Source organism: Hydrogenophaga sp. T66, assembly GCF_057219855.1.
In genome coordinates, this window is record NZ_JBXVVX010000001.1 from 340,031 (window position 1) to 359,785 (window position 19,755).

Sequence of the window (19,755 nt, forward strand, 5' to 3'; positions counted from 1 at the left end):
CAGTACTTGTGAATCGCCCCGCAATCAGTTCATCAACTCGGCGATGGCGCGATTCTAGCGACGCCGCGCCGCCCCCCGCCGGCCGCCGCCCTTGTCCACGCTCGTCCGCCTGATTTTTCGCACGCTCGCGCGCTGGCCGTTGCGCCCGCTCCATGCGCTGGGCGTGGCGCTGGGCTGGCTCACCTGGGCGCTGTCCCCGCGGTACCGGCGGCGCTTGCACGCGCACGCCGAGCTCGCCGGCCTCACGCCCGCCCAGACGCGCGCGGCCGTCGGCGAGGCCGGCAAGCTGGTGGCCGAGCTGCCGCGGCTGTGGCTGGGCGCCCCGGTGCCGGTGCGCTGGCAGGGCGTCGAACACATCGATGCCGCCGTGGCGGCCGGCGACGGGCTGCTGTTCCTCACGCCGCACCTCGGCTGTTTCGAGATCACCGCCCAGGCCTACGCCGCCCGCCACGGCGCCGCGCGACCGATGACCGTGCTGTACCGGCCGGCGCGCCAGCCCTGGCTGACCGACCTCGTCGCCGGCGCCCGCGCGCGGCCCGGGCTGCGCACCGCGCCCACCAGCCTGGCTGGCGTGAAGCAGCTGCTCAAGGCGCTCAAGGCGGGCGAGGCCGTCGGCCTGTTGCCCGACCAGGTGCCGCCCGCCGGGCAGGGCGTGTGGGCGCCGTTTTTCGGTCGGCCGGCCTACACCATGACGCTGCCGGCGCGGCTGGCGCAGGCCGGTCGCGTGCGCGTGTTGTTGAGCTGGGGGGAACGCCTGCCCCGCGGCGCGGGTTACGTGGTGCACGTCCGCCCCCTTGGGGCGGCGCTGCCCGACGACCCCGCGGCAGCGGCGGCCGTGATCAACGAGGCCATGGCGGCGCTGGTGCGAGAATCGCCCGCCCAATACCTGTGGTCCTACGACCGCTACAAGCCCCCGCGCGCATGAGCTCCGAGCCGGTCGAGACGCCGACCCACAAACCCCACCAGAAACCCCCGGGCGGCCTGGCCAACCGGCTGGGCGTGGGTTTCATGCGCCTGCTGTCGCACCTGCCGCTGCCGGCGGTGCGCGCCCTGGGCTGGTTGCTGGGGCAGGTGCTTCACACGGTGGCGCGGCGCCGGCGCCACGTGGCCCGCACCAACTGGGCGCTGTGTTTTCCCGACCAGTCCGACCGCGAGCGCGATGCCGCCGTGCGCCGCCACTTCGTCGCCTTTGCCCAGGCGTGGCTGGACCGCAGCTGGCTGTGGGAGGCGCCGGCCGACGTGGTCAAGCGCCGCGTCTTGCTCAAGGGCGATCTCGCGGCGCTGGACGGCGAGGCCCCGACGGTGCTCTTCGCGCCCCATTTTGTGGGCATGGACGCGGGCTGGACCGGTCTGACCGTCCACCTGCGGCGCCGTTGCTGCGGCATCTATGCCGAGCAGCTCAACGCCGACGTGGACCGCTGGATGACCCGCGGCCGCCAGCGCTTCGGTCACCCCCACATCGTCGCCATGCGCCAGGGCCTCAAGCCGCTGGTCGCCGCGCTGCGTCAGGGCCTGCCGCTCTACCTGCTGCCCGACATGGACTACGGCACCCGCGACTCTGCGTTCGTGCCGTTTTTTGGCGTGCAGACCGCCACCATCACGTCCCTGCCCCGGTTCGCACGCCTGGCCCGCGCCCGGGTGGTGCCGGTGGTCACGCGACTGACGCCGGGGGGCTACGAGGTCACCGTGCTGCCGCCGTGGCCGGGCTATCCGACTGAGGACATCGTGGCCGACACCGCCGCGATGAACCGCGCGCTGGAAGACTTCATCCGCGGGATGCCCGAGCAGTACTACTGGGTGCACAAGCGGTTCAAGACCCGCCCCCCGGGCGAGGCGCCGTTCTATTGAGCGGGCGGTCGGGCGATCACGCCGCCGCAGGCGGCAGGTGGCTCGCGATGAGCGTGGCCACCTCGGCGGGCCGCTCGTGGACCAGCCAGTGCGTCGCGCCCGGCAGCCGCTCGATCCGCAGATCGCTCACCCAGCTGTCCAGCCCGTCGAGCAAGGCCGGCGGCAGGGCGGTATCGGCCAGACCCCAGACCACCAGCGTCGGCACATCCACCCGCACCAGCGCCGGCGGCAGCGTCACCGCCGCAGCGCCCGGGTCGGTGGCCGTGGGCGGGCGCAGCGGCGAGGCGGCGTAATAGGCGCAGGGCCCGCGCAGGCCCTGGCGCCACACAGCGCGGTAGCGCTCACGCGTGGCCTCGTCGAGCCAGGCCGGGTCCTCGCCCCCAGCCATGCGCCCGAAAAAGGGCCACAGCCGGGCAAAGTCGTCGTCGGCCAGCCGCTCGGGCGCGTCAGGCCGGGCCAGGAAATTCATGTACTCGCTGGCGGCCTGCTGGGCCGGCGAATGGGCCAGTTCGCGCTGGAAAGGCCCGGGGTGCGGGGCGTTGAGGATCACAAGGCGGTGCACCGCCGGGCCGTGCTGCGCGGCCACGCTCCACGCGAGCGCGCCACCCCAGTCGTGGGCGATCAGCGCGCCCAGGCGGCCCGGCGTGGGGCTGTCGGCGGTCGCCACCGCGATCAGGGCCGCGATGTCCTGGACCAGCGGCTTGGCCCGGTAGGCGGCCACCTCGGCCGGTGCGCTCGATGCCTCGAAGCCGCGCAGGTTGGGCGCGACGCACCGCCAGCCGCCGTGCTCGGGCCGGGCGAAATGGGTGAGCAGGTCGTCCCAGACGAAGGCGGCTTCGGGAAAACCGTGCAGAAACAACAGCACCGGCGCCCCCCGCGGGCCAGCCGCCCGGCAGCTCAGGGTGATGCCGTGGGGGAGTGACAGCGGGAAGGTGTCGATCATGGCGGGCTCGGGCAGGCCCGCGGCGGCGCGGCCGGGCGGGAGGTCAGTCGGCGGCGGGCGGTTCGTCGTCGTCGGCCGGCGCTGCGGGCAGGACCCCGGGCGCGGGTGCCTGGCTCCAGCGCCACAACAGCGTGGCCACGTCATCCAGCCCTTGCTTCTTCAGGGCAGAAAACAGTCTCGCCTCCCCGCCGGCGGTCTGCAGTCGCGCAATCGACAGCGCCTTGTTGGCCTCGGCGCGGGTGAGCTTGTCGGCCTTGGTCAGCAACACCAGGAAATGCAGCCCGTCCTGCACACGCGGGCGGATGGCTTCCAGCAGGGCGTTGTCCAGTTCCGTCAGCCCCAGGCGCGGATCGACCAGCATCACCACGGCGCGCAGATTGGGCCGGGTAAGCAGGTAATTCACCATCACGCGCTGCCAGCGCCGCTTCGCTTCTTGCGGCACCGCCGCGTAGCCGTAGCCCGGCAGATCGGCCAGCACCGCATCGGTCGCGCCTTGCCGGCCGAGCGTGAACAGGTTGATGCTCTGCGTGCGCCCGGGCGTCTTGGACGCAAAAGCCAGCCGTTTCTGCTGGGTCAGCGTGTTGATGCAGGTGGATTTGCCGGCATTGGACCGGCCGACGAAGGCGATTTCCGGCACGTCCAGGGCCGGGAGGTGTTCCAGTTGGGGCGCGGTGGTGAGGAACCGGGCGGTGTGCAGCCAGCCGTGGATGAAGGCGGGGTCGGGGAGGGCGGAGGGAGTGGGGGTGGCGGCGTGCTGGGTCATTGGGGCTTTCCCGGTGGGGCATTGTAAAATCGAGCGGTTTTGCCGGGACCACCCGGGTTCGATCATCAACCGAAAACGTCGCCCACGACGCCCGCTCCGTCATGAAATTGCCCGTTTCCCTCCTTTGCGCCGCTGCCGCCGCAGCCCTGTCGTTCAGCGCCCAGGCGCAATCGGCCAAGCCGGATCTGGTCAGGGGCGCCGCGTTGTACGGCAATGTGTGCGTGGCCTGCCACGCCGCCGACGGCAACTCGATGATCCCGGCCAACCCCAAGCTGGCCCAGCAACACCCCGAATACCTCATCAAGCAGCTGCAGGAATACAAGTCCGGCAAGCGCCAGAACGCGATCATGCAAGGCTTCGCCTCGGCCCTGTCGGACAGCGACATGCGCGACATCAGCTACTGGCTGGCTTCCCAGAAGGGCAAGCCGGGCTTCGCCACCGACAAAGACCTGGTGAAGCTGGGTGAGCGCATCTACCGCGGTGGCATCGCTGACCGCCAGATCGCTTCCTGCGCGGCTTGCCACGGCCCCGGTGGTGCCGGCATCCCGTCGCAGTACCCGCGCCTGGCGGGCCAGCACGCCGAGTACACCGAAACCCAGCTGCGCCACTTCCGCGACGGCACGCGCGCCAACAACCTGCAGATGACGGGCGTGGCAGCCAAGATGACCGACCGCGAAATCAAGGCGGTGTCCGACTACATCGCCGGTCTGCGCTGATCCATCCCCCCAGCCGGTGGCCGGGTTTCAGCCCGGCTTCATTTTTTGGGGGCAAGATCGCAAAAGTTGTGAGGACGGGTTGAACCAGTGACCCGACTTCGCATCACAGCAGGGCGCCTTCCGGACCACCGGGAGCGCCCTTTTTGATGTCCCGATCCGACATGAGCGTTTCCACCCAAGGCCTCCGACCGAACACCGGCTCGCGTCTGTTCAGCGACGTGGTGGAACTGCTGTCGTCGATGCGGTTTGCCATCTCGCTGCTCACCGTCATCTGCATCGCCTCGGTGATCGGCACCGTCGTCAAGCAGCACGAGCCGATCAACAACTACATCAACCAGTTCGGGCCGTTCTGGGCCGAGCTGTTTGGCAGCGTCAACCTGTTCTCTGTCTACAGCGCCTGGTGGTTTCTGCTGATCCTGGCGTTTCTGGTGGTCAGCACCAGCCTGTGCATCGCGCGCAACACGCCCAAGATCCTGGCCGACTTCCGCGTCTACAAGGAAAACATCCGCGAGCAAAGCCTGCTGGCCTTTCCGCACAAGGCCGAAGGGCGCGTGGAGGATGGACCGGAAGCGGCCGCCCACCGCATGGGCCAGACGCTGCTGGCCGCCGGCTGGAAGGTCAAACTGCAGTCGCGGACCACGCCCCAGGGCACCGGTTGGATGGTCGCCGCCAAGGCAGGGGCGGCCAACAAATGGGGCTATATCGCCGCGCACAGCGCGATCGTGCTGGTGTGCGTCGGGGGCCTGCTCGACGGCGACCTGATCGTGCGCGCCCAGACCTGGTTCAACGGCAAGACCCCCTTCACCGGCGGCGGCCTGATCGCCGACGTGCCGGCGCAGCATCGCCTGTCGGCCAGCAACCCGACCTTCCGGGGCAACCTGCTGGTGACCGAGGGCACCGCGTCGAGCACGGCGATCCTGGCGCAGCCGCAAGGCGTGCTGCTGCAGGAGCTGCCCTTCTCGGTGGAGCTGAAGAAATTCATCGTCGAGTATTACGACACGGGCATGCCGCGGCTGTTTGCCAGCGAAATCGTGATCCACGACCACGAAACCGGTGAAAAAAAGCCGGCCCGCGTGGAGGTCAACCACCCGGCCAACCACCGCGGCATCAACATCTACCAGAGCAGCTTTGACGATGGTGGCTCGCGCGTGAAGCTGCAGGCCGTGCCGATCAGCCGGCCGACCCGCCCGTTTGAGGTGGAAGGCACGATCGGCAGCTCCACCGTGCTGGGCAACGGGGCCGAGCAGCTGACGCTGGAATACACCGGTCTGCGCATCATCAACGTCGAGAACTTCGCGGCCAACAACCCCACCGGCGCCGACGTGCGCACCGTGAACCTGCGGGAATCGATCGAGAGCCGGCTGGGGTCGGGCGCCAAGACGGTGACCGAGAAGAACCTGCGCAACGTCGGTCCGAGCATCACCTACAAGCTGCGCGACGCATCCGGTCAGGCGATCGAGTACCACAACTACATGCTGCCGGTTGAGCTGGACGGGCAGCGGGTGTTCCTCCTCGGGTTGCGCGACACGCCGCAAGACACCTTCCGCTATCTGCGCGTGCCGGCCGACGAGAACGACAGCCTGGACGGCTTCGTGCGGCTGCGTGCGGCCCTGGACGACCCGGCGATGCGCGCTGAGGCGGTGCGTCGTTATGCCCGTGCGTCGGTCGAACCCGGTCGGCCCGATCTGGTGGAGGCACTGGAGGCATCGGCCACGCGCGCGCTGGCGCTGTTCGCCGGCGCCGAGCCGGTGCCCGGGGCGGGGGAGCGACCCGAGGTGGCTGGCGGCCTGCAGGCGATCTCCGCTTTCATGGAAGTCAACGTCCCGGCCGACGACCGCGAGCGCGCCAGCGATGTTCTGGTGCGCATCCTCAACGGCACGCTGTTCGAGCTGCTGCAGCTCAGCCGCGAACGCGCCGGCCTGGCTCCCGCGCCGCGCGGCGACGACACCCAGCGCTTCATGACCCAGGCCGTGATCAGCCTGAGCGACACCTTCTTCTACCCGGCGCCGATGGCGTTCAAGCTCACCGACTTCACGCACGTGCAGGCCAGCGTGTTCCAGGTGGCCCGCGCGCCGGGCCAGAACATCGTCTATCTGGGCTGCCTGTTGCTCATTCTGGGCATCTTCGCCATGCTCTACGTCCGTGACCGCCGCCTGTGGGTGTGGCTGGCGCCGGCCGAGGGCGGTGGCGCGAATGCCCGCGTGGCCTTGTCGACCAACCGCAAGACCATGGACGCCGACCGCGAATTCGACACGCTCAAAGCCCAGCTGCTCAAGGGGACCGCATGAACACCGCCACGCAAACCATCGAACTCAAGAAGTCCGGTGCCGCTGCCACCGGCGTGACCGGCTATTTCGCCCGCCGCGACCGGTGGGACTGGCTGTTCGCCGCCGCCCTGGTGGCCGGCGCGATCTGGGCCTTCGTGCGCTACGGCCACGCGATGGATTTTTACGAGACCGCGATCCTGGCCGGCACGGTGCCCTCCCTGATCTGGCTGGGCTGGTTCTGGCGGCCGCTGCGTGTGCTGATGGCGGTGGTCGCGGCCTTCTCGTTGCTGGCCATCTGGCTGTACCAGACGCCGCAGGGCGCCGACCTGGCGCGGGCCGACACGGTGTTCCTGCTCAAGTACTTCATCTCCAGCCAGAGCGCGATCCTCTGGATGAGCATGCTGTTTTTCATGAGCACGGTCTTCTACTGGCTGGGCGTGTTCACCCGCGCGGGCGACGCGTTTGAACTGCTGGGCTCGCGGATGGCGTGGGTGGCGGTCACTCTGGCCCTGATCGGCTCCATGGTGCGCTGGTACGAGAGCCACCAGATCGGCCCCGGCATCGGGCACATCCCGGTGAGCAACCTCTACGAGGTGTTCATCATGTTCTGCTGGATGACGGCGCTCTTCTACCTATATTACGAAGACCGCTACGCGACCCGCACCATGGGCGCCTTCTCGATGCTGATCGTCAGCGCCGCCGTGGGCTTCCTGCTCTGGTACACGGTGGTGCGCGAAGCCCACCAGATCCAGCCGCTCGTCCCGGCGCTGCAAAGCTGGTGGATGAAGCTGCACGTGCCGGCCAACTTCGTCGGCTACGGCACCTTCGCGATCGCGGCCATGCTCGCCTTTGCGTACCTCATCAAGCAGAGCGCCGGCGAAACCCGCTGGTACAAGCTCGCGCCCTTGTGGCTGCTGGGCGTGGTGCTGTGTTTTGAGCCCATGGTCTTCCGCCAGGGCGCGCAGGACCAGGGCGGTGGCTATTGGTTCATGTACTTCGGCATCTCTGCGTTCATCGTCGGCGGCATCATCGCCGCCCGGCGGCGGATCGGCGCTCGCCTGCCCAGTTTCGAGGTGCTGGACGACGTGATGTACAAGGCCATCGCGGTCGGCTTTGCCTTCTTCACCATCGCCACCGTGCTCGGCGCCCTGTGGGCTGCCGAGGCCTGGGGCGGGTACTGGAGCTGGGACCCGAAGGAAACCTGGGCCCTGATCGTCTGGCTCAACTACGCCGCGTGGCTGCACATGCGCCTCATGAAGGGCCTGCGCGGCACGGTGGCCGCCTGGTGGGCGCTGGTCGGTCTGGCGATCACGACCTTCGCCTTCCTGGGCGTCAACATGTTCCTGTCGGGATTGCACAGCTACGGCGAGCTCTGAGCCGGAACTTGTCAGAATCCGCCCGGTCGCACGACTGACGGGTCAGCGCCCGCGCCCCGCGGGCCAGCGACCTGTTGAAAGGACGGATTCATGCTCATCCGCACCGGCCGAGACGGCTTCCAGCACCCGCTCTCCAGCGAGATCACCCCCCGAGCCGCCTACCAGAACCGCCGGCAGTGGCTGCTGTCAGCCGCGGCAGCCGGCGGCGCGCTCGGTTGGGCCGGGCGTGAAGCCTTTGCCCAGTCTCCCGCGGTGATCAAGGCGCCCGGCCGTCTCGCGGCCTTGCCCGGCGCGGCGTCGCGCGTGCCCGGGGCGCAGGCGGCCGAGAAACCCACCGCCTACGCCGACGTCACCGGCTACAACAACTTCTACGAGTTCGGCACCGACAAGACGGACCCGGCGGCCCGCGCCGGCCGCCTGAAGACCCGCCCGTGGACGGTCCAGGTGGAGGGGCTGGTGTCCAAACCCGGGGTCTACGACATCGATGCCCTGCTCAAGCTCGCCCCCATGGAAGAGCGCCTCTACCGCCTGCGCTGTGTGGAGGGATGGTCCATGGTGGTGCCCTGGGTGGGCTACTCGCTGGCCGAACTCATTCGCCGTGTGCAACCCTTGGGCAGCGCCAGGTTCGTGGAATTCGTGACGCTGGCAGACCGCGCCCAGATGCCCGGTCTGTCGTCTCGCGTGCTTGACTGGCCGTATCTCGAAGGCTTGCGGCTCGACGAGGCCAACCACCCGCTCACCCTGCTGGCCTTTGGCTTGTATGGCGAGGTCATGCCGAATCAGAACGGCGCGCCGGTGCGCTTGGTCGTGCCCTGGAAGTACGGCTTCAAGAGCGGCAAGTCGATCGTGAAGATCCGCTTCACCGAGCAGCAACCGCGCACCTCGTGGAACGTGGCCGCACCGCAGGAATACGGCTTCTATTCCAACGTCAACCCGCAGGTGGCCCACCCCCGCTGGAGTCAGGCCACCGAACGGCGCATCGGTGACGACGGCGGCCTCTTCGCCAAGCGTCGCCCCACGCTGATGTTCAACGGGTATGAGCCGCAAGTGGGGCAGCTCTACGCCGGCATGGACCTGCGCACCTTCTACTGATGGCAGCCGCCTCCCGCGCGGTCCAGCCCTGGCCGCAGCGCGCGTTGCTCCACCCGGCGTGCAAGCCGCTGCTGGGGGTCCTTGGTCTGGTGCCGCTGGCCTGGCTGGTCTGGGGCGCCGTCGCCAACCAGCTTGGCGCCAACCCCGCCGAAGCGCTGATCCGCGGCTTGGGCGATTGGACCCTGCGCGCGCTGGTGCTGGTGTTGCTGGTGACGCCGCTGCGGGTCGTGAGTGGCTGGACGGCGCTGGCGCGGGTGCGGCGCCTGATCGGGTTGTTCGTGTTCTTTTATGGGAGCCTGCACCTGTTGGCCTACGCCTGGCTCGACATGGGCTGGGACATCGCCGAGGTGCTGCGCGACACGGCCAAGCGCCCCTTCATCCTGGTCGGCATGCTCGCGTGGTTGCTGTTGCTGGCGCTGGCGGCCACGTCGTTCAACCGGGCCATCCGTACCCTGGGCGCGGCGCGCTGGCAGGCGCTGCACCGCGCGGTGTACGCGGTGGCGGTGCTGGCCGTGCTGCACTTCTTCTGGATGCGGGCTGGCAAGAATGACTTCGCCGAGGTGGCGGTGTATGCCCTGGTGCTCGGCGCGCTGCTGGCGTGGCGCGTGGTGCACCGCCGCGCGCGGGGCGGCTCTCAGGGCAGCAGCGTTTCCAGCCGCACCTGATCGGCCGTCGACTCGCGGCGCCGGATCAGCGTGACCTGGTCGCCGTCCACCAGCACCTCGGCGGCCCGCCCGCGGGTGTTGTAGTTGCTGGCCATGCTCATGCAATAAGCGCCCGCACTCAGCACCGCCAGTAGGTCGCCGGCCTGCACGGCGAGTGGGCGATCCCGGCCCAGCCAGTCACCGCTTTCACAGACCGGCCCGACCACGTCCCACACCGTCGGCGCATCCGCCCGCGGGCGCACCGGCTCGATGCGGTGAAACGCCTGGTACATGGCCGGTCGCGGCAGGTCATTCATCGCCGCATCGACGATCAGGAAGTTCTTGAGTTCACCGGGCTTGAGGTACAGCGCCTCGGTGAGGCACACCCCGGCGTTGCCGACGATCGAGCGGCCGGGCTCGATCATCAGCGTGCGCCCGCCGAAGCCGCGCGCATCGAGCCGGGCCAGCAATTGCTGCCACAGGGCGTCCGCCGCCGGCGGCGTATCGCCGTGGTAGTCGATGCCCAGACCACCGCCGAAATCGAGGTGCTCGATCGGTACCCCCGCCGCCTCGATGGCCTCCACCAGATCCAGCACCCGGTCCATCGCGTCGAGGTACGGACCGGTCTGCGTGATCTGCGAGCCGATGTGGCAGTCGATGCCGACCACGCGCAACCCGCCGCAGGCCGCCGCGTGCCGGTACGTGGCCACCACCGCCTCGTGGGCGATGCCAAACTTGTTGCCCTTCAGGCCGGTGGAGATGTACGGGTGGGTTTGCGCGTCCACGTTCGGGTTCACGCGGATGCTCACCGGCGCACGGCGCCCCAGGCTGCGGGCCACCTCATCCAGCACGTCCAGCTCCGCGGTGCTCTCCACGTTGAAACACCCGATGCCCACTTCCAGCGCCCGGCGCATCTCCGCGCGTGTCTTGCCGACACCGGAGAAGATGATCTTTTCGGGCGACACGCCGGCCATCAGGGCGCGCTCCAACTCGCCGCCGGACACGATGTCGAGCCCGCATCCGGCGCGCACCAGGGTTTGCAGAATGGCCAGCGACGAGTTGGCCTTCATGGCGTAGCAGATCAGGTGCCGCCGGCCGGCGAGGCCGCGCTGGTAGGCGGCCAGCGCATCGAGCATGGCCTGGCGGCTGTAGGCGAACAGGGGCGTCCCGTGGTCGCGCGCCAGCGCCGACAGCGCCACGCCTTCCAGGTGGAGTTCACCGTGTCGATGGGTCAGGAAGGCGGGCAGGGGCAACGTCGACATGCGGGGCGGGCGTGGGGGAGGGGAGGGCGGACGCGCCAGCCGATGGGGCTGGCGTGGTCGGCGGCAGGCGGAGGGGTCCTTTTTGGCCGCAACCGATCAGCAAAGCCGCGGCAGCCGCACCCAAGGCCATGCGCGTGGTGGGGCCGCACCGCCGGCCTAGAATCCGCTGCCGCTCAAACATCCGCGCATTGTAATGACCGACCTCGAATACCAGGACCGCGCCGAGGCCTTGCTGCGGGCCATCGAACTGGCCTGCGACCGGCTCAACGACACCACCGACGCCGACATCGACAACCAGCGCGTCGGCGGCATGATCACCCTGACCTTTGGCAACCGCAGCCAGATCATCATCAACCTGCAGAAGCCGCTGCACGAGGTCTGGCTGGCCGCGCGCGCCGGTGGTTTCCACTACAAGTTCGATGGTGTGGCCTGGACCGACACCAAGGGCAACGGCGAGTTTTTTGAGAACCTCAGCCGCTACGCCAGCGAGCAGTCCGGTCTGCCGCTGACTTTCAGTTCCTGAACAGGTCGAGGATGCTGCGCCGGTCTTCCGGCGCGGTGGGCTTGGTGCCCGGATCGAGGCCCGGCACCGCGCCGCCCACGGCGGGATCGTTCATCCCCAGGCTGGTCACGCCGCCGGCGGGCCCGAATTCCTCGTAGTACCACTCGCCGCCCACGTTCACGACACCCGGCGGGACTTCATAGGTCATCACCGGCACGTCTTTCAGCGCGGTCTGCATGAAGGAAATCCAGATCGGCAGACTGAGCCCGCCCCCGGTTTCGCGGCTGCCGAGGTTGCGTGGCGTCCCGTAGCCCACCCAGGCGGCGGCCACGATGGTCGGCTGGTAGCCCACAAACCAGGCGTCCACCGAGTCGTTGGTGGTGCCGGTCTTGCCGTACAGGTCGGGGCGCTTGAGCGTGGCCTGCGCGCGGGCCGCGGTGCCCGAGCGCGTGATCTCCTGCAGCAGGCTGTTCATCACGAAGGCGTTGCGCGCATCGATCACCCGCGGGGCACTGTCCAGCGTGGTCTGCGGCGCCTCAAACAGCACCTTGCCCTTGTGATCGGTCACGCGGGTGATCAGCATCGGCGCGACGCGGTAGCCACCGTTGGCAAACACCGCGTAGGCCGATGCCATGTGCAGCGGCGTGACCGAGCCCGCGCCCAAAGCCATCGTCAGGTAGGGCGGGTGCTTGTCGGCCTCGAAGCCGAAGCGCGTGACCCACTCTTGCGCGCTTTGCGTGCCCACGACCTGCAGCACACGGATCGACACCATGTTCTTCGACTTTGCCAGTGCCCGGCGGATCGACATCGGGCCTTCGAACTGGCCGTCGTAGTTCTTGGGTTCCCACGGCTTCCCGCCGGTTTGCTCGGCGCTGTAGAACAGGGGCGCGTCGTTCACCACGGTCGATGGCGAGACGCCCTTCTCCAGCGCCGCCGAGTAGATGAAGGGCTTGAAGCTGGAGCCGGGCTGCCGCCACGCCTGGGTGACGTGGTTGAACTTGTTTTTCTGGAAGTCGAACCCGCCCACCAGCGCCTGGATCCGGCCGTTGCGGGGGTCCAGCGCTACGAAGGCCGACTCCACCTCGGGCAGTTGCGTGATGCGCCAGCCGCCTTCGCGAGCGCCCACTTTCATGACGCGGATCACCGCACCGGGCCGGATCTTGATGTTCGGACCGGCCTTGTCCGACAGGCCGGACTGCACGGGTTTGAGGCCTTCGCCCGTGATCTCGAACGGCTCGCCGTCCGACCGCACCGCCACCACCTTGCGCGGCTCGGCCGACAAGACCACCGCGGAGAGCAGATCGCCGTTGTCGGGCCGCTCAGCCAGCGCCTCATCGATGGCCGCGTCGCGCTCGGCCGGGTTGGCGGGCAGCGTGATGAACAGTTCCGGTCCGCGGTAAAACTGTCGGCGCTCGTAGTCCAGCACGCCCGCGCGCACCGCGTCGTAGGCGGCTTCCTGCAGGGAAGATTTGATGGTGGTCGTCACCACCAGCCCGCGGGTGTAGGCCTCTTCGCCGTATTGGTCCACGATCGCCTGCCGCACCATTTCGGCCACGAAATCGCCATGCACCCCGTCTTGCGTGCCCTGGGGTCGCAGCCGCAGCGGCTCTGCCTTGGCCGCTTCGGCCTGCGCCTGGGTGATGAACCCGTTGTCCACCATCCGGTCGATGATGTGGAGCTGCCGGGCGCGCGCGCGCTTGGGGTTGCGGATCGGGTTGTAGGCCGACGGCGCTTGGGGCAACCCAGCCAGCATGGCCGCCTCGGCAATCGTGACGTCCTTCAGCGGCTTGCCGAAATAGATCTGCGCGGCCGCTGAAAAACCATAAGCCCGCTGACCCAGGAAGATCTGGTTCATATAGATCTCCAGGATCTGCTCCTTGGTCAACAGGTGTTCCAGCTTGAAGGTGAGCAGCACCTCGTAGATCTTGCGGGTGTAACTCTTCTCGGCCGACAGGTAGACATTGCGCGCCACCTGCATGGTGATGGTGGACGCGCCTTGGCTCTTGGCCTGCCGCAGATTGGCCAGTGCCGCGCGGACCATGCCGCGGTAGTCCACGCCGCTGTGCTCGAAGAACCGCGCGTCTTCGATGGCCAGCACGGCGTTCTTCATCACCTCGGGAATCTCGTCGATGGTCAGCAGGTTGCGGCGCTCTTCGCCGAACTCGCCAAGCAGACGGCCGTCGGCGCTCAAAACCCGCAGCGGCAGCTTCGGCCGGTAGTCCGCCAGACCGGCCACATCGGGCAAATTGGGGTACGCCACCGCCAGCGCGATCCCGACGCCCATCAGCACGGCCACCACACCCGCCACCGCCAGTCCGACCAGACCCACCACCAAGCGCCCCATCCAGACCAGGGCCACGGGCCGCTCGGATACTCGTTTCGAAGCGGTACGGGCTGGGGTAGTGTCGTCGTTCGGCATGCCGGCAATCGGAGTGGGTGGCGGATTATAGAAATCACCCCCGGGCTCAGGTTTCCATCGGTCGTACCGATGGTGAGCAGATGTCAGGCCCCGGATTGCCGGGGTTTCAGGTCCTTCAGTTGGCAGCGAAATACGTCGGGTTTTGGCAACGTTGCGAATTGTTCGGCGGGTGAAAAATCTTTGCCCGACAAAGGCCTTACTGCTAGCATTGAAGTGAATTGTTAAGTCTGGGGCGCCCTCGCGGCGCGGAAATTGGGGGCCGCCTTGATTGCATTGGGGTCGTTGTTCAGCCGGGAACCGGCGCCCTTGCTGGGCATTGATGTCAGTTCATCGAGCGTCAAGCTGGTGGAACTGGGGCGCAACCGCGCGGGCGATCTGGTGCTTGAGCGCTGCGCGATGGAGCCGCTGGAGCGCGGCTGGATCACCGACGGCAACATCGAGAAGTTCGATGAAGTGGCCGATGCCATCCGCCGCTTGGTGCGCAAAAGCGGCAGCAAGACGAAAAATGTGGCGATGGCGCTCCCGGCTGCGGCTGTCATCACCAAGAAAATCATCCTGCCTGGCGGCTTGTCCGACAAGGAACTTGAAGCCCAGGTGGAATCCGAGGCCAACCAGTACATCCCCTTCTCGCTCGACGAGGTCAGTCTCGATTTCTGCGTCATTGGTCCGAGCGCCACGTCGGTGGGCGACGTGGAGGTTCTGATTGCGGCCTCGCGTCGGGAGAAGGTGTCGGACCGACAGGGTTTGGCCGAAGCCGCCGGACTCAAACCGGTGGTCATGGATGTCGAGAGCTTCGCGTCGCGGCTGGCGGCTGGCCGTCTCGTGGAAACCTTGCCCAACCAAGGCGCCGACGCGCTCGTGGCGTTGTTTGAGCTAGGAGCGGCCACCACCAGCCTGCAGGTCCTGCGCAACGACGAGGTGCTCTACGAGCGGGATCAAGCGTTCGGCGGCGCTCAGCTCACCCAGATGATCGTGCGTCAATACGGGTTCTCTCTTGAGGAGGCTGAGCTGAAGAAGCGGTCGGGCGAACTGCCCGAGGACTACGCGGCCGCCGTGCTGGACCCGTTTGTGGAGACGATGGCGCAGGAAATTGCCCGGTCGATGCAGTTTTTCTTCACCAGCACCCCGTTCAACCGCGTGGATCACATTCTTCTGGCGGGCGGCAGTGCCTGTCTGCCCGGCCTGACGGAGGCGGTCACCCACCAGACGTCGTTCGCCTGCCAGGTGGCCAACCCGTTTGATGCCATGGAAATGGGGTCGTCCGTGCAGGCACGCAAGTTGTCGCGCGAGGCGCCGGCCTACCTCACGTCCACGGGTCTGGCCCTGCGGAGGTTCTACCAATGATCCTGATCAACCTGCTGCCTCACCGCGAGGCAGCCCGCAAGCGCCAGAAGGAACAGTTTTTCACCCAGCTGGGCGGAGCCGCGCTGCTGGGTGGTGTGCTGGCCGGCAGCGTGTATCTCTGGTACGACGCCCACATCACGGCACAGCAGGAGCGCAACGCGTTTCTTCAGGCGGAAATCACCAAGCTGGACACCGAGATCAAGGACATCGCCTCCCTGCAGGCGCAGATCGCCTCGCTTCGGGCCCGCCAAACGGCGGTGGAAGATCTTCAAGCCAACCGAAATCTTCCGGTGCATCTTCTGGAAGAGCTCACCACCCAGCTGCCCGAGGGCGTGTTCCTGAACTCCATGCGGCAGGAGAACCAGTCGGTGTTGCTCACCGGCACAGCCCAGTCGCAGGAGCGGGTGTCTGAGTTGCTGCGCAACCTGGGAACCAAGAGCCCCTGGCTGACGAAGCCTGAGTTGGTTGAGATCGTGGCGGCGAACGCGGCCGTGGTGGGGCGAGAGCAGCGCAGGGTGTCCAATTTCACGGTCCGCGTGGCGCTGACCCGCCCGGCGACGCCGCCCGCCGCGTCAACGCCAGCGAGCCCGGCTGCCCCTGCCGCTCCGGCGGCCAACGCGGCCCCGCCCGCTCCCGCTGCCCCCGCTGGCAAGGTCTGATTCGGGAACCGTACCCATGGCCAAATCGCCCAATCTCAACATCGACCTGAAGGGGTTGCAGTCCAAGCTGCAGTCCCAGTTTGTCGGCCTCGATCCCAACGACCCTTCCCTGTGGCCAGCGGCCCCCCGTTACCTGCTGATGGCGGCGGTGGCCATCGGTGTGGTGGCCATTCTCTGGTTCGTCTGGCTCAAGGACTCCGACGCCTTGCTCGACACCGAGCGGCAGAAAGAGGTCCAGCTGCGTGAAACCTACAAAACCAAACTGGTGCAGGCCGTCAATCTCGACGCGCTGAAGAAGCAACTGGAGCAGGTGCAGCAGTACGTGACGCAGTTGGAAAAGCAACTGCCTAGCAAGGCCGAAATGGACGCGTTGCTGTCGGACATCAACCAGGCGGGTCTTGGTCGAAGCCTGCAATTCGAGCTGTTCCGCCCCGGGCAGGTCATCGTCCGGGAGTATTACGCCGAGCTCCCGATCTCCATCCGCGTGACGGGGCAGTACCACGATGTAGGCCTGTTCGCTGCAGATATTGCCAACCTGTCGCGTATCGTGACGCTCAACAATCTCACGCTACTGCCAGTCCAGACCAGACCTGGAACCGCTGCAACCGTGCTGACCATGGATGGTGTGGCCAAGACCTACCGCTACCTTGATGCCGCCGAGGTCGCTTCCCAGCAGAAGGCGAAAGCCCCGGGAGCCAAGCCATGAACGCGCGTCTGACCCTCTCGGCGCTGGCGGCGGTGGTGTCGCTGACCGGTTGTACCGGCCAATCTGAAGACGATCTGCGGGCCTGGATGCTGACCGAACGCAACGCGATCAAGCCGTCGGTGAAGCCCATTCCCGAACCCAGCAAGTTCCTGCCCCACCCCTACGGTGTGGAATCGCAGGTACCGCCGTTCAGCCAGGAAAAGCTGGCCAGCGTGCTGCGGGGTGCGGCGAACGCCCCTGTGATCAACAACGCCTTGATTGCGCCCGAACTCAACCGGCGCAAGGAGCCGTTGGAGGGGTATCCGCTGGACACCATGACCATGGTGGGCAGCCTGGACCGCAAGGGCAAGCTGGTGGCGCTGGTGAAGGTCGCTGGACTGCTGTACCAAGTGCAGCCCGGCAATTACCTGGGTCAGAACTATGGTCGTGTCACGCGCATCAGCGAGACCGAAATCGTGTTGAGAGAGATCGTGCAGGACGCGGCCGGTGAATGGACCGAGCGTCCCGCCACGCTGCAGCTAGTCGAGGGAACTTCGAAATGAACAAGGCGAACCCGGTCAATCTGATGTGCCAGCCCGCGAGCCGATGGATCCGCGGTGCCGTGACCGTGTGGTTCCTGGCGGGTGCCGCGTGGGCCCATGCGCAAGGAGCCATCCAGTCGGTCAACGGCAGCATCCAGGGGGGTGTCGAGGTGCTGCGCATCAACCTGAGTGAGCCGCTCAAGGCGCCGCCCACCGGCTTCACCATCCAGTCGCCGGCACGTATCGCGCTGGACCTGCCGGGCGTGACGAATGCGCTGGGCCGCAGCGCGGTCGAAATCAACGAGGGCAACCTGCGCTCGGCCAACGTGGTGCAAGCGGGTGACCGCACCCGCGTGGTGATCAACCTCAAGCAAGCCGCGGCTTACCAGACGCGGCAGGAAGGCAACACCCTGCTGGTGGTGTTGGAGCGCCCCGAAGCGGTTTCGGGTCCGACGACGCCGCCCTCGGCCTTTGCAGAAAGCCGCAACCTGGACGTGGCGCCCCTGCGGGACGTCGATTTCCGGCGTGGCGCCGCCAACACCGGCCGCGTGGTCGTCGAGCTGGCCAACAACCAGGTGGGTGTCGACATCCGGCAGCAGGGTCAAAATCTGGTGGTCGATTTCCTCAAGACGTCGCTGCCGGAGGGACTCCGCCGTCGCCTCGACGTGGCCGACTTTGGCACGCCGGTGCAAAGCATCACCACGACCCAGATCGGGGACCGCGTCCGCATGACGGTGACCCCCACCGGCAACTGGGAGCACTCGGCCTACCAGAGCGACAACCAGTTTGTGCTGGAGGTCCGCGAGCAGAAGATCGATCCGACCAAGCTCAGCCGCGGCCCGGGCTTCACCGGCGAAAAGCTGTCGCTCAACTTCCAGAACATCGAAGTCCGTTCGCTGCTGCAGGTGATCGCGGACTTCACCAACTTCAACATCGTGACCTCCGACTCGGTGTCGGGCTCGGTGACGCTGCGGCTGAAGGACGTGCCCTGGGATCAGGCGCTGGACATCATCCTGCAGGCCAAGGGTCTGGGCATGCGCAAGTCCGGCAACGTGTTGTGGATTGCTCCGAAGGACGAGATCGCCGCGCGTGAGAAACAGGAGCTCGAGGCGAAGAGCCAGATCGAAGGTCTGGAGACGCTGCGCACGCAAGGCTTCCAGATGAATTACGCCAAGGCGGCCGATATCGCAGCCCAGTTGACCGCTTCGTCCGGCGGTACGACTGGCAACAGCGCCCGCATCCTGTCGCCCCGCGGCAGCGTCATCTCCGAGCCCCGCACGAACCAGTTGTTTGTGACCGACATCCCGTCCCGGCTGGAGCAGGTGCAGGAACTGATCAACAAGCTGGACGTGCCGATCCGCCAGGTGATGATCGAAGCCCGGATCGTGGAGGCGGACGACACCTTCAGCAAGTCGATCGGTGTGCGCCTCGGTGGCGGTGCCCGCAACGTGGGTGTCGGCTCGGTGAACGGCAACCAGATCAATGGCAACTTTGGCTCCACCTACGGTGCGGTCACGACCGGCCCGACCCTGACGTCCTCGCCTTTCGTCAACCTGCCGGCCAACCCGAGCGGGGCCACGGCGGCCAGCTACGCGCTGTCGCTGTTCAGCCCGAACGCCTCGCGCTTCCTGGCGCTGGAGATTTCCGCCCTCGAATCCGACGGCAAGGGTCGCGTGGTGTCCAGCCCCCGCGTGGTCACGGCGGACCAGGTGAAGGCGCTGATCGAGCAAGGCACCGAATTCCCGTACCAGACGGCCACCTCCAGCGGCGCCACCGCCATTGCCTTCCGCAAGGCGAACCTGAAGCTGGAAGTCACGCCCCAGATCACGCCCGAGGGCAACATCATTCTGGACCTGGACATCAACAAAGACAGCCGAGGCGAAACCACGGTCAGCGGTATTGCCATCAACACCAAGCACGTGAAGACCCAGGTGCTGGTGGAGAACGGCGGGACGGTGGTGATCGGTGGCATCTTTGAGCAGACCGACCGCAACGAAACCGACAAGGTGCCGCTGTTGGGCGACCTGCCGGGCGTCGGTAACCTGTTCAAGACCCGCAACCGCATCCTCGACCGCTCTGAGCTGCTGATCTTCATCACCCCGCGGGTGCTGGGTCGCAACGCGATCAATTGACGGTCACCGCCTCCATCTTTCTCGTCGGTTTGCCGGGGTCCGGCAAATCGACGGTCGGACGCCAGCTCGCCAAGCGACTGGCGTTGCCGTTTCTGGACAGCGATCAGGTGATCGAGCGCCGCACCGGCGGGAGCGTCCGGGCGTTCTTTGAGACCCAGGGTGAGCCCGCCTTTCGGGACCTGGAGGCCACGGTGATCGACGAGCTCACCCGCGGTGAGCGCGGTGTGGTGTCCACCGGGGGCGGCGCGGTGCTTCGGCCGGAGAACCGGCGCTGTCTGCACGAACGGGGTTGGGTGGTGTATCTGCGCGCCACCCCCGAGGAGTTGCACCGCCGGCTTCGCCACGACAAGTCGCGGCCGCTGCTGCAGGTGGACGATCCTTTGCAAAAGTTGCGCGACCTGCACGCCCAGCGCGACCCGCTGTACGCCGAGGTGGCCCACTTCACGCTGGACACCGGCCGCCCTTCAGTGGCGACGCTGGTCAACATGATCGCCATGCAGCTGGAATTGGGCGCGCCCAGCGCCTGAAGCGTGGTCACCTGGCGCGCCCAGGGTGCCCACT

19 protein-coding genes are annotated in these 19,755 nt (G+C 67.4%); 14 read left to right on the forward strand and 5 right to left on the reverse strand.

Annotated features, from left to right (window positions below; all coding sequences use genetic code 11):
- Nucleotides 1–91 precede the first annotated feature (91 nt).
- Complete coding sequence (locus AC2D80_RS01580) at nucleotides 92–925, forward strand: lysophospholipid acyltransferase family protein (protein WP_484631225.1); 834 nt, start codon at nucleotides 92–94, stop codon at nucleotides 923–925.
- On the forward strand, nucleotides 922–1,848 hold the full coding sequence (locus tag AC2D80_RS01585; protein WP_484631226.1) for an LpxL/LpxP family acyltransferase: 927 nt from the start codon (nucleotides 922–924) through the stop codon (nucleotides 1,846–1,848). Before AC2D80_RS01580 ends, AC2D80_RS01585 begins: the two co-directional genes overlap by 4 nt.
- A gap of 16 nt (nucleotides 1,849–1,864) precedes the next feature.
- Here the strand turns inward: AC2D80_RS01585 and AC2D80_RS01590 are convergent, their stop codons facing one another.
- Nucleotides 1,865–2,791 (reverse strand): alpha/beta fold hydrolase, encoded by a 927-nt coding sequence (locus tag AC2D80_RS01590; protein WP_484631227.1) that lies wholly within the window; start codon nucleotides 2,789–2,791, stop codon nucleotides 1,865–1,867.
- A 43-nt stretch (nucleotides 2,792–2,834) separates the two neighbouring features.
- Complete coding sequence (gene yihA, locus AC2D80_RS01595) at nucleotides 2,835–3,554, reverse strand: ribosome biogenesis GTP-binding protein YihA/YsxC (RefSeq protein ID WP_484631228.1); 720 nt, start codon at nucleotides 3,552–3,554, stop codon at nucleotides 2,835–2,837.
- 101 nt (nucleotides 3,555–3,655) lie between these two features.
- Between yihA and AC2D80_RS01600 the strand changes: the two genes are divergently transcribed.
- The 5 genes from AC2D80_RS01600 (at nucleotide 3,656) to AC2D80_RS01620 (ending at nucleotide 9,670) form a co-directional block, all read left to right on the forward strand.
- A complete protein-coding gene (locus tag AC2D80_RS01600) occupies nucleotides 3,656–4,270 on the forward strand; it encodes a c-type cytochrome (protein WP_484631229.1) in 615 nt (204 codons plus the stop codon).
- 161 nt (nucleotides 4,271–4,431) lie between these two features.
- On the forward strand, nucleotides 4,432–6,558 hold the full coding sequence (locus AC2D80_RS01605; RefSeq protein WP_484631230.1) for a cytochrome c biogenesis protein ResB: 2,127 nt from the start codon (nucleotides 4,432–4,434) through the stop codon (nucleotides 6,556–6,558).
- Nucleotides 6,555–7,913: a c-type cytochrome biogenesis protein CcsB gene (gene ccsB, locus AC2D80_RS01610; protein WP_484631231.1), complete on the forward strand. Its 1,359-nt coding sequence runs from the start codon at nucleotides 6,555–6,557 to the stop codon at nucleotides 7,911–7,913. The genes AC2D80_RS01605 and ccsB overlap by 4 nt, the downstream gene beginning before the upstream one ends.
- A 90-nt stretch (nucleotides 7,914–8,003) precedes the next feature.
- Complete coding sequence (gene msrP, locus AC2D80_RS01615) at nucleotides 8,004–9,005, forward strand: protein-methionine-sulfoxide reductase catalytic subunit MsrP (RefSeq protein ID WP_484631232.1); 1,002 nt, start codon at nucleotides 8,004–8,006, stop codon at nucleotides 9,003–9,005.
- On the forward strand, nucleotides 9,005–9,670 hold the full coding sequence (locus AC2D80_RS01620) for a protein-methionine-sulfoxide reductase heme-binding subunit MsrQ (protein WP_484631233.1): 666 nt from the start codon (nucleotides 9,005–9,007) through the stop codon (nucleotides 9,668–9,670). Before msrP ends, AC2D80_RS01620 begins: the two co-directional genes overlap by 1 nt.
- On the opposite strand, the gene lysA is transcribed toward AC2D80_RS01620, so the two are convergent.
- Both lysA and lptM read right to left on the reverse strand, forming a co-directional pair.
- The gene (lysA, locus tag AC2D80_RS01625) at nucleotides 9,640–10,911 is read right to left on the reverse strand and encodes a diaminopimelate decarboxylase (RefSeq protein ID WP_484631234.1); all 1,272 of its coding nucleotides are present in this window, start codon (nucleotides 10,909–10,911) and stop codon (nucleotides 9,640–9,642) included. The two genes, AC2D80_RS01620 and lysA, sit on opposite strands and share 31 nt — an antisense overlap.
- Entirely contained in the window at nucleotides 10,865–11,092 is a 228-nt protein-coding gene (gene lptM / locus AC2D80_RS01630) for an LPS translocon maturation chaperone LptM (RefSeq protein ID WP_484631235.1), read from the reverse strand. Before lptM ends, lysA begins: the two co-directional genes overlap by 47 nt.
- 12 nt (nucleotides 11,093–11,104) lie before the next feature.
- Between lptM and cyaY the strand changes: the two genes are divergently transcribed.
- Nucleotides 11,105–11,434: an iron donor protein CyaY gene (gene cyaY / locus AC2D80_RS01635; protein ID WP_484631236.1), complete on the forward strand. Its 330-nt coding sequence runs from the start codon at nucleotides 11,105–11,107 to the stop codon at nucleotides 11,432–11,434.
- On the opposite strand, the gene AC2D80_RS01640 is transcribed toward cyaY, so the two are convergent.
- Nucleotides 11,424–13,832 carry a penicillin-binding protein 1A gene (locus AC2D80_RS01640; protein WP_484631237.1) on the reverse strand — a complete coding sequence of 803 codons (2,409 nt, stop codon included), beginning with the start codon at nucleotides 13,830–13,832 and terminating at the stop codon, nucleotides 11,424–11,426. The genes cyaY and AC2D80_RS01640 overlap by 11 nt on opposite strands.
- Before the next feature lie 264 nt (nucleotides 13,833–14,096).
- Here AC2D80_RS01640 and AC2D80_RS01645 point away from each other — a divergent pair, with 264 nt between their 5' ends.
- Genes AC2D80_RS01645 through AC2D80_RS01670 form a run of 6 tightly spaced genes read left to right on the forward strand, consistent with a single transcriptional unit; the run spans nucleotide 14,097 to nucleotide 19,721 of the window.
- Nucleotides 14,097–15,176, forward strand: coding sequence for a pilus assembly protein PilM (locus tag AC2D80_RS01645; protein WP_484631238.1), 1,080 nt, complete (start codon nucleotides 14,097–14,099; stop codon nucleotides 15,174–15,176).
- Entirely contained in the window at nucleotides 15,173–15,835 is a 663-nt protein-coding gene (locus AC2D80_RS01650; RefSeq protein WP_484631239.1) for a PilN domain-containing protein, read from the forward strand. Before AC2D80_RS01645 ends, AC2D80_RS01650 begins: the two co-directional genes overlap by 4 nt.
- Nucleotides 15,836–15,851: 16 nt before the next feature.
- Nucleotides 15,852–16,541 carry a type IV pilus inner membrane component PilO gene (locus AC2D80_RS01655; protein WP_484631240.1) on the forward strand — a complete coding sequence of 230 codons (690 nt, stop codon included), beginning with the start codon at nucleotides 15,852–15,854 and terminating at the stop codon, nucleotides 16,539–16,541.
- Nucleotides 16,538–17,083, forward strand: a complete 546-nt coding sequence (locus AC2D80_RS01660) for a pilus assembly protein PilP (protein ID WP_484631241.1) — start codon at nucleotides 16,538–16,540, stop codon at nucleotides 17,081–17,083. Before AC2D80_RS01655 ends, AC2D80_RS01660 begins: the two co-directional genes overlap by 4 nt.
- 23 nt (nucleotides 17,084–17,106) lie before the next feature.
- A complete protein-coding gene (locus AC2D80_RS01665) occupies nucleotides 17,107–19,194 on the forward strand; it encodes a type IV pilus secretin PilQ (protein ID WP_484632625.1) in 2,088 nt (695 codons plus the stop codon).
- Nucleotides 19,191–19,721 carry a shikimate kinase gene (locus tag AC2D80_RS01670; RefSeq protein ID WP_484631242.1) on the forward strand — a complete coding sequence of 177 codons (531 nt, stop codon included), beginning with the start codon at nucleotides 19,191–19,193 and terminating at the stop codon, nucleotides 19,719–19,721. Before AC2D80_RS01665 ends, AC2D80_RS01670 begins: the two co-directional genes overlap by 4 nt.
- Nucleotides 19,722–19,755: the final 34 nt, after the last annotated feature.

Bases quoted from the DNA above. Each gene is read 5' to 3' on its own strand.
- AC2D80_RS01640 (WP_484631237.1), bottom strand. From the start codon at position 13,832: ATGCCGAACGACGACACTACCCCAGCCCGTACCGCTTCGAAACGAGTA.
- AC2D80_RS01655 (WP_484631240.1), top strand. From the start codon at position 15,852: ATGGCCAAATCGCCCAATCTCAACATCGACCTGAAGGGGTTGCAGTCC.
- lptM (WP_484631235.1), bottom strand. From the start codon at position 11,092: ATGTTTGAGCGGCAGCGGATTCTAGGCCGGCGGTGCGGCCCCACCACG.
- AC2D80_RS01600 (WP_484631229.1), top strand. From the start codon at position 3,656: ATGAAATTGCCCGTTTCCCTCCTTTGCGCCGCTGCCGCCGCAGCCCTG.
- AC2D80_RS01590 (WP_484631227.1), bottom strand. From the start codon at position 2,791: ATGATCGACACCTTCCCGCTGTCACTCCCCCACGGCATCACCCTGAGC.
- cyaY (WP_484631236.1), top strand. From the start codon at position 11,105: ATGACCGACCTCGAATACCAGGACCGCGCCGAGGCCTTGCTGCGGGCC.
- AC2D80_RS01585 (WP_484631226.1), top strand. From the start codon at position 922: ATGAGCTCCGAGCCGGTCGAGACGCCGACCCACAAACCCCACCAGAAA.
- AC2D80_RS01605 (WP_484631230.1), top strand. From the start codon at position 4,432: ATGAGCGTTTCCACCCAAGGCCTCCGACCGAACACCGGCTCGCGTCTG.
- yihA (WP_484631228.1), bottom strand. From the start codon at position 3,554: ATGACCCAGCACGCCGCCACCCCCACTCCCTCCGCCCTCCCCGACCCC.
- AC2D80_RS01665 (WP_484632625.1), top strand. From the start codon at position 17,107: ATGTGCCAGCCCGCGAGCCGATGGATCCGCGGTGCCGTGACCGTGTGG.
- lysA (WP_484631234.1), bottom strand. From the start codon at position 10,911: ATGTCGACGTTGCCCCTGCCCGCCTTCCTGACCCATCGACACGGTGAA.
- ccsB (WP_484631231.1), top strand. From the start codon at position 6,555: ATGAACACCGCCACGCAAACCATCGAACTCAAGAAGTCCGGTGCCGCT.
- AC2D80_RS01660 (WP_484631241.1), top strand. From the start codon at position 16,538: ATGAACGCGCGTCTGACCCTCTCGGCGCTGGCGGCGGTGGTGTCGCTG.
- AC2D80_RS01650 (WP_484631239.1), top strand. From the start codon at position 15,173: ATGATCCTGATCAACCTGCTGCCTCACCGCGAGGCAGCCCGCAAGCGC.
- AC2D80_RS01620 (WP_484631233.1), top strand. From the start codon at position 9,005: ATGGCAGCCGCCTCCCGCGCGGTCCAGCCCTGGCCGCAGCGCGCGTTG.
- msrP (WP_484631232.1), top strand. From the start codon at position 8,004: ATGCTCATCCGCACCGGCCGAGACGGCTTCCAGCACCCGCTCTCCAGC.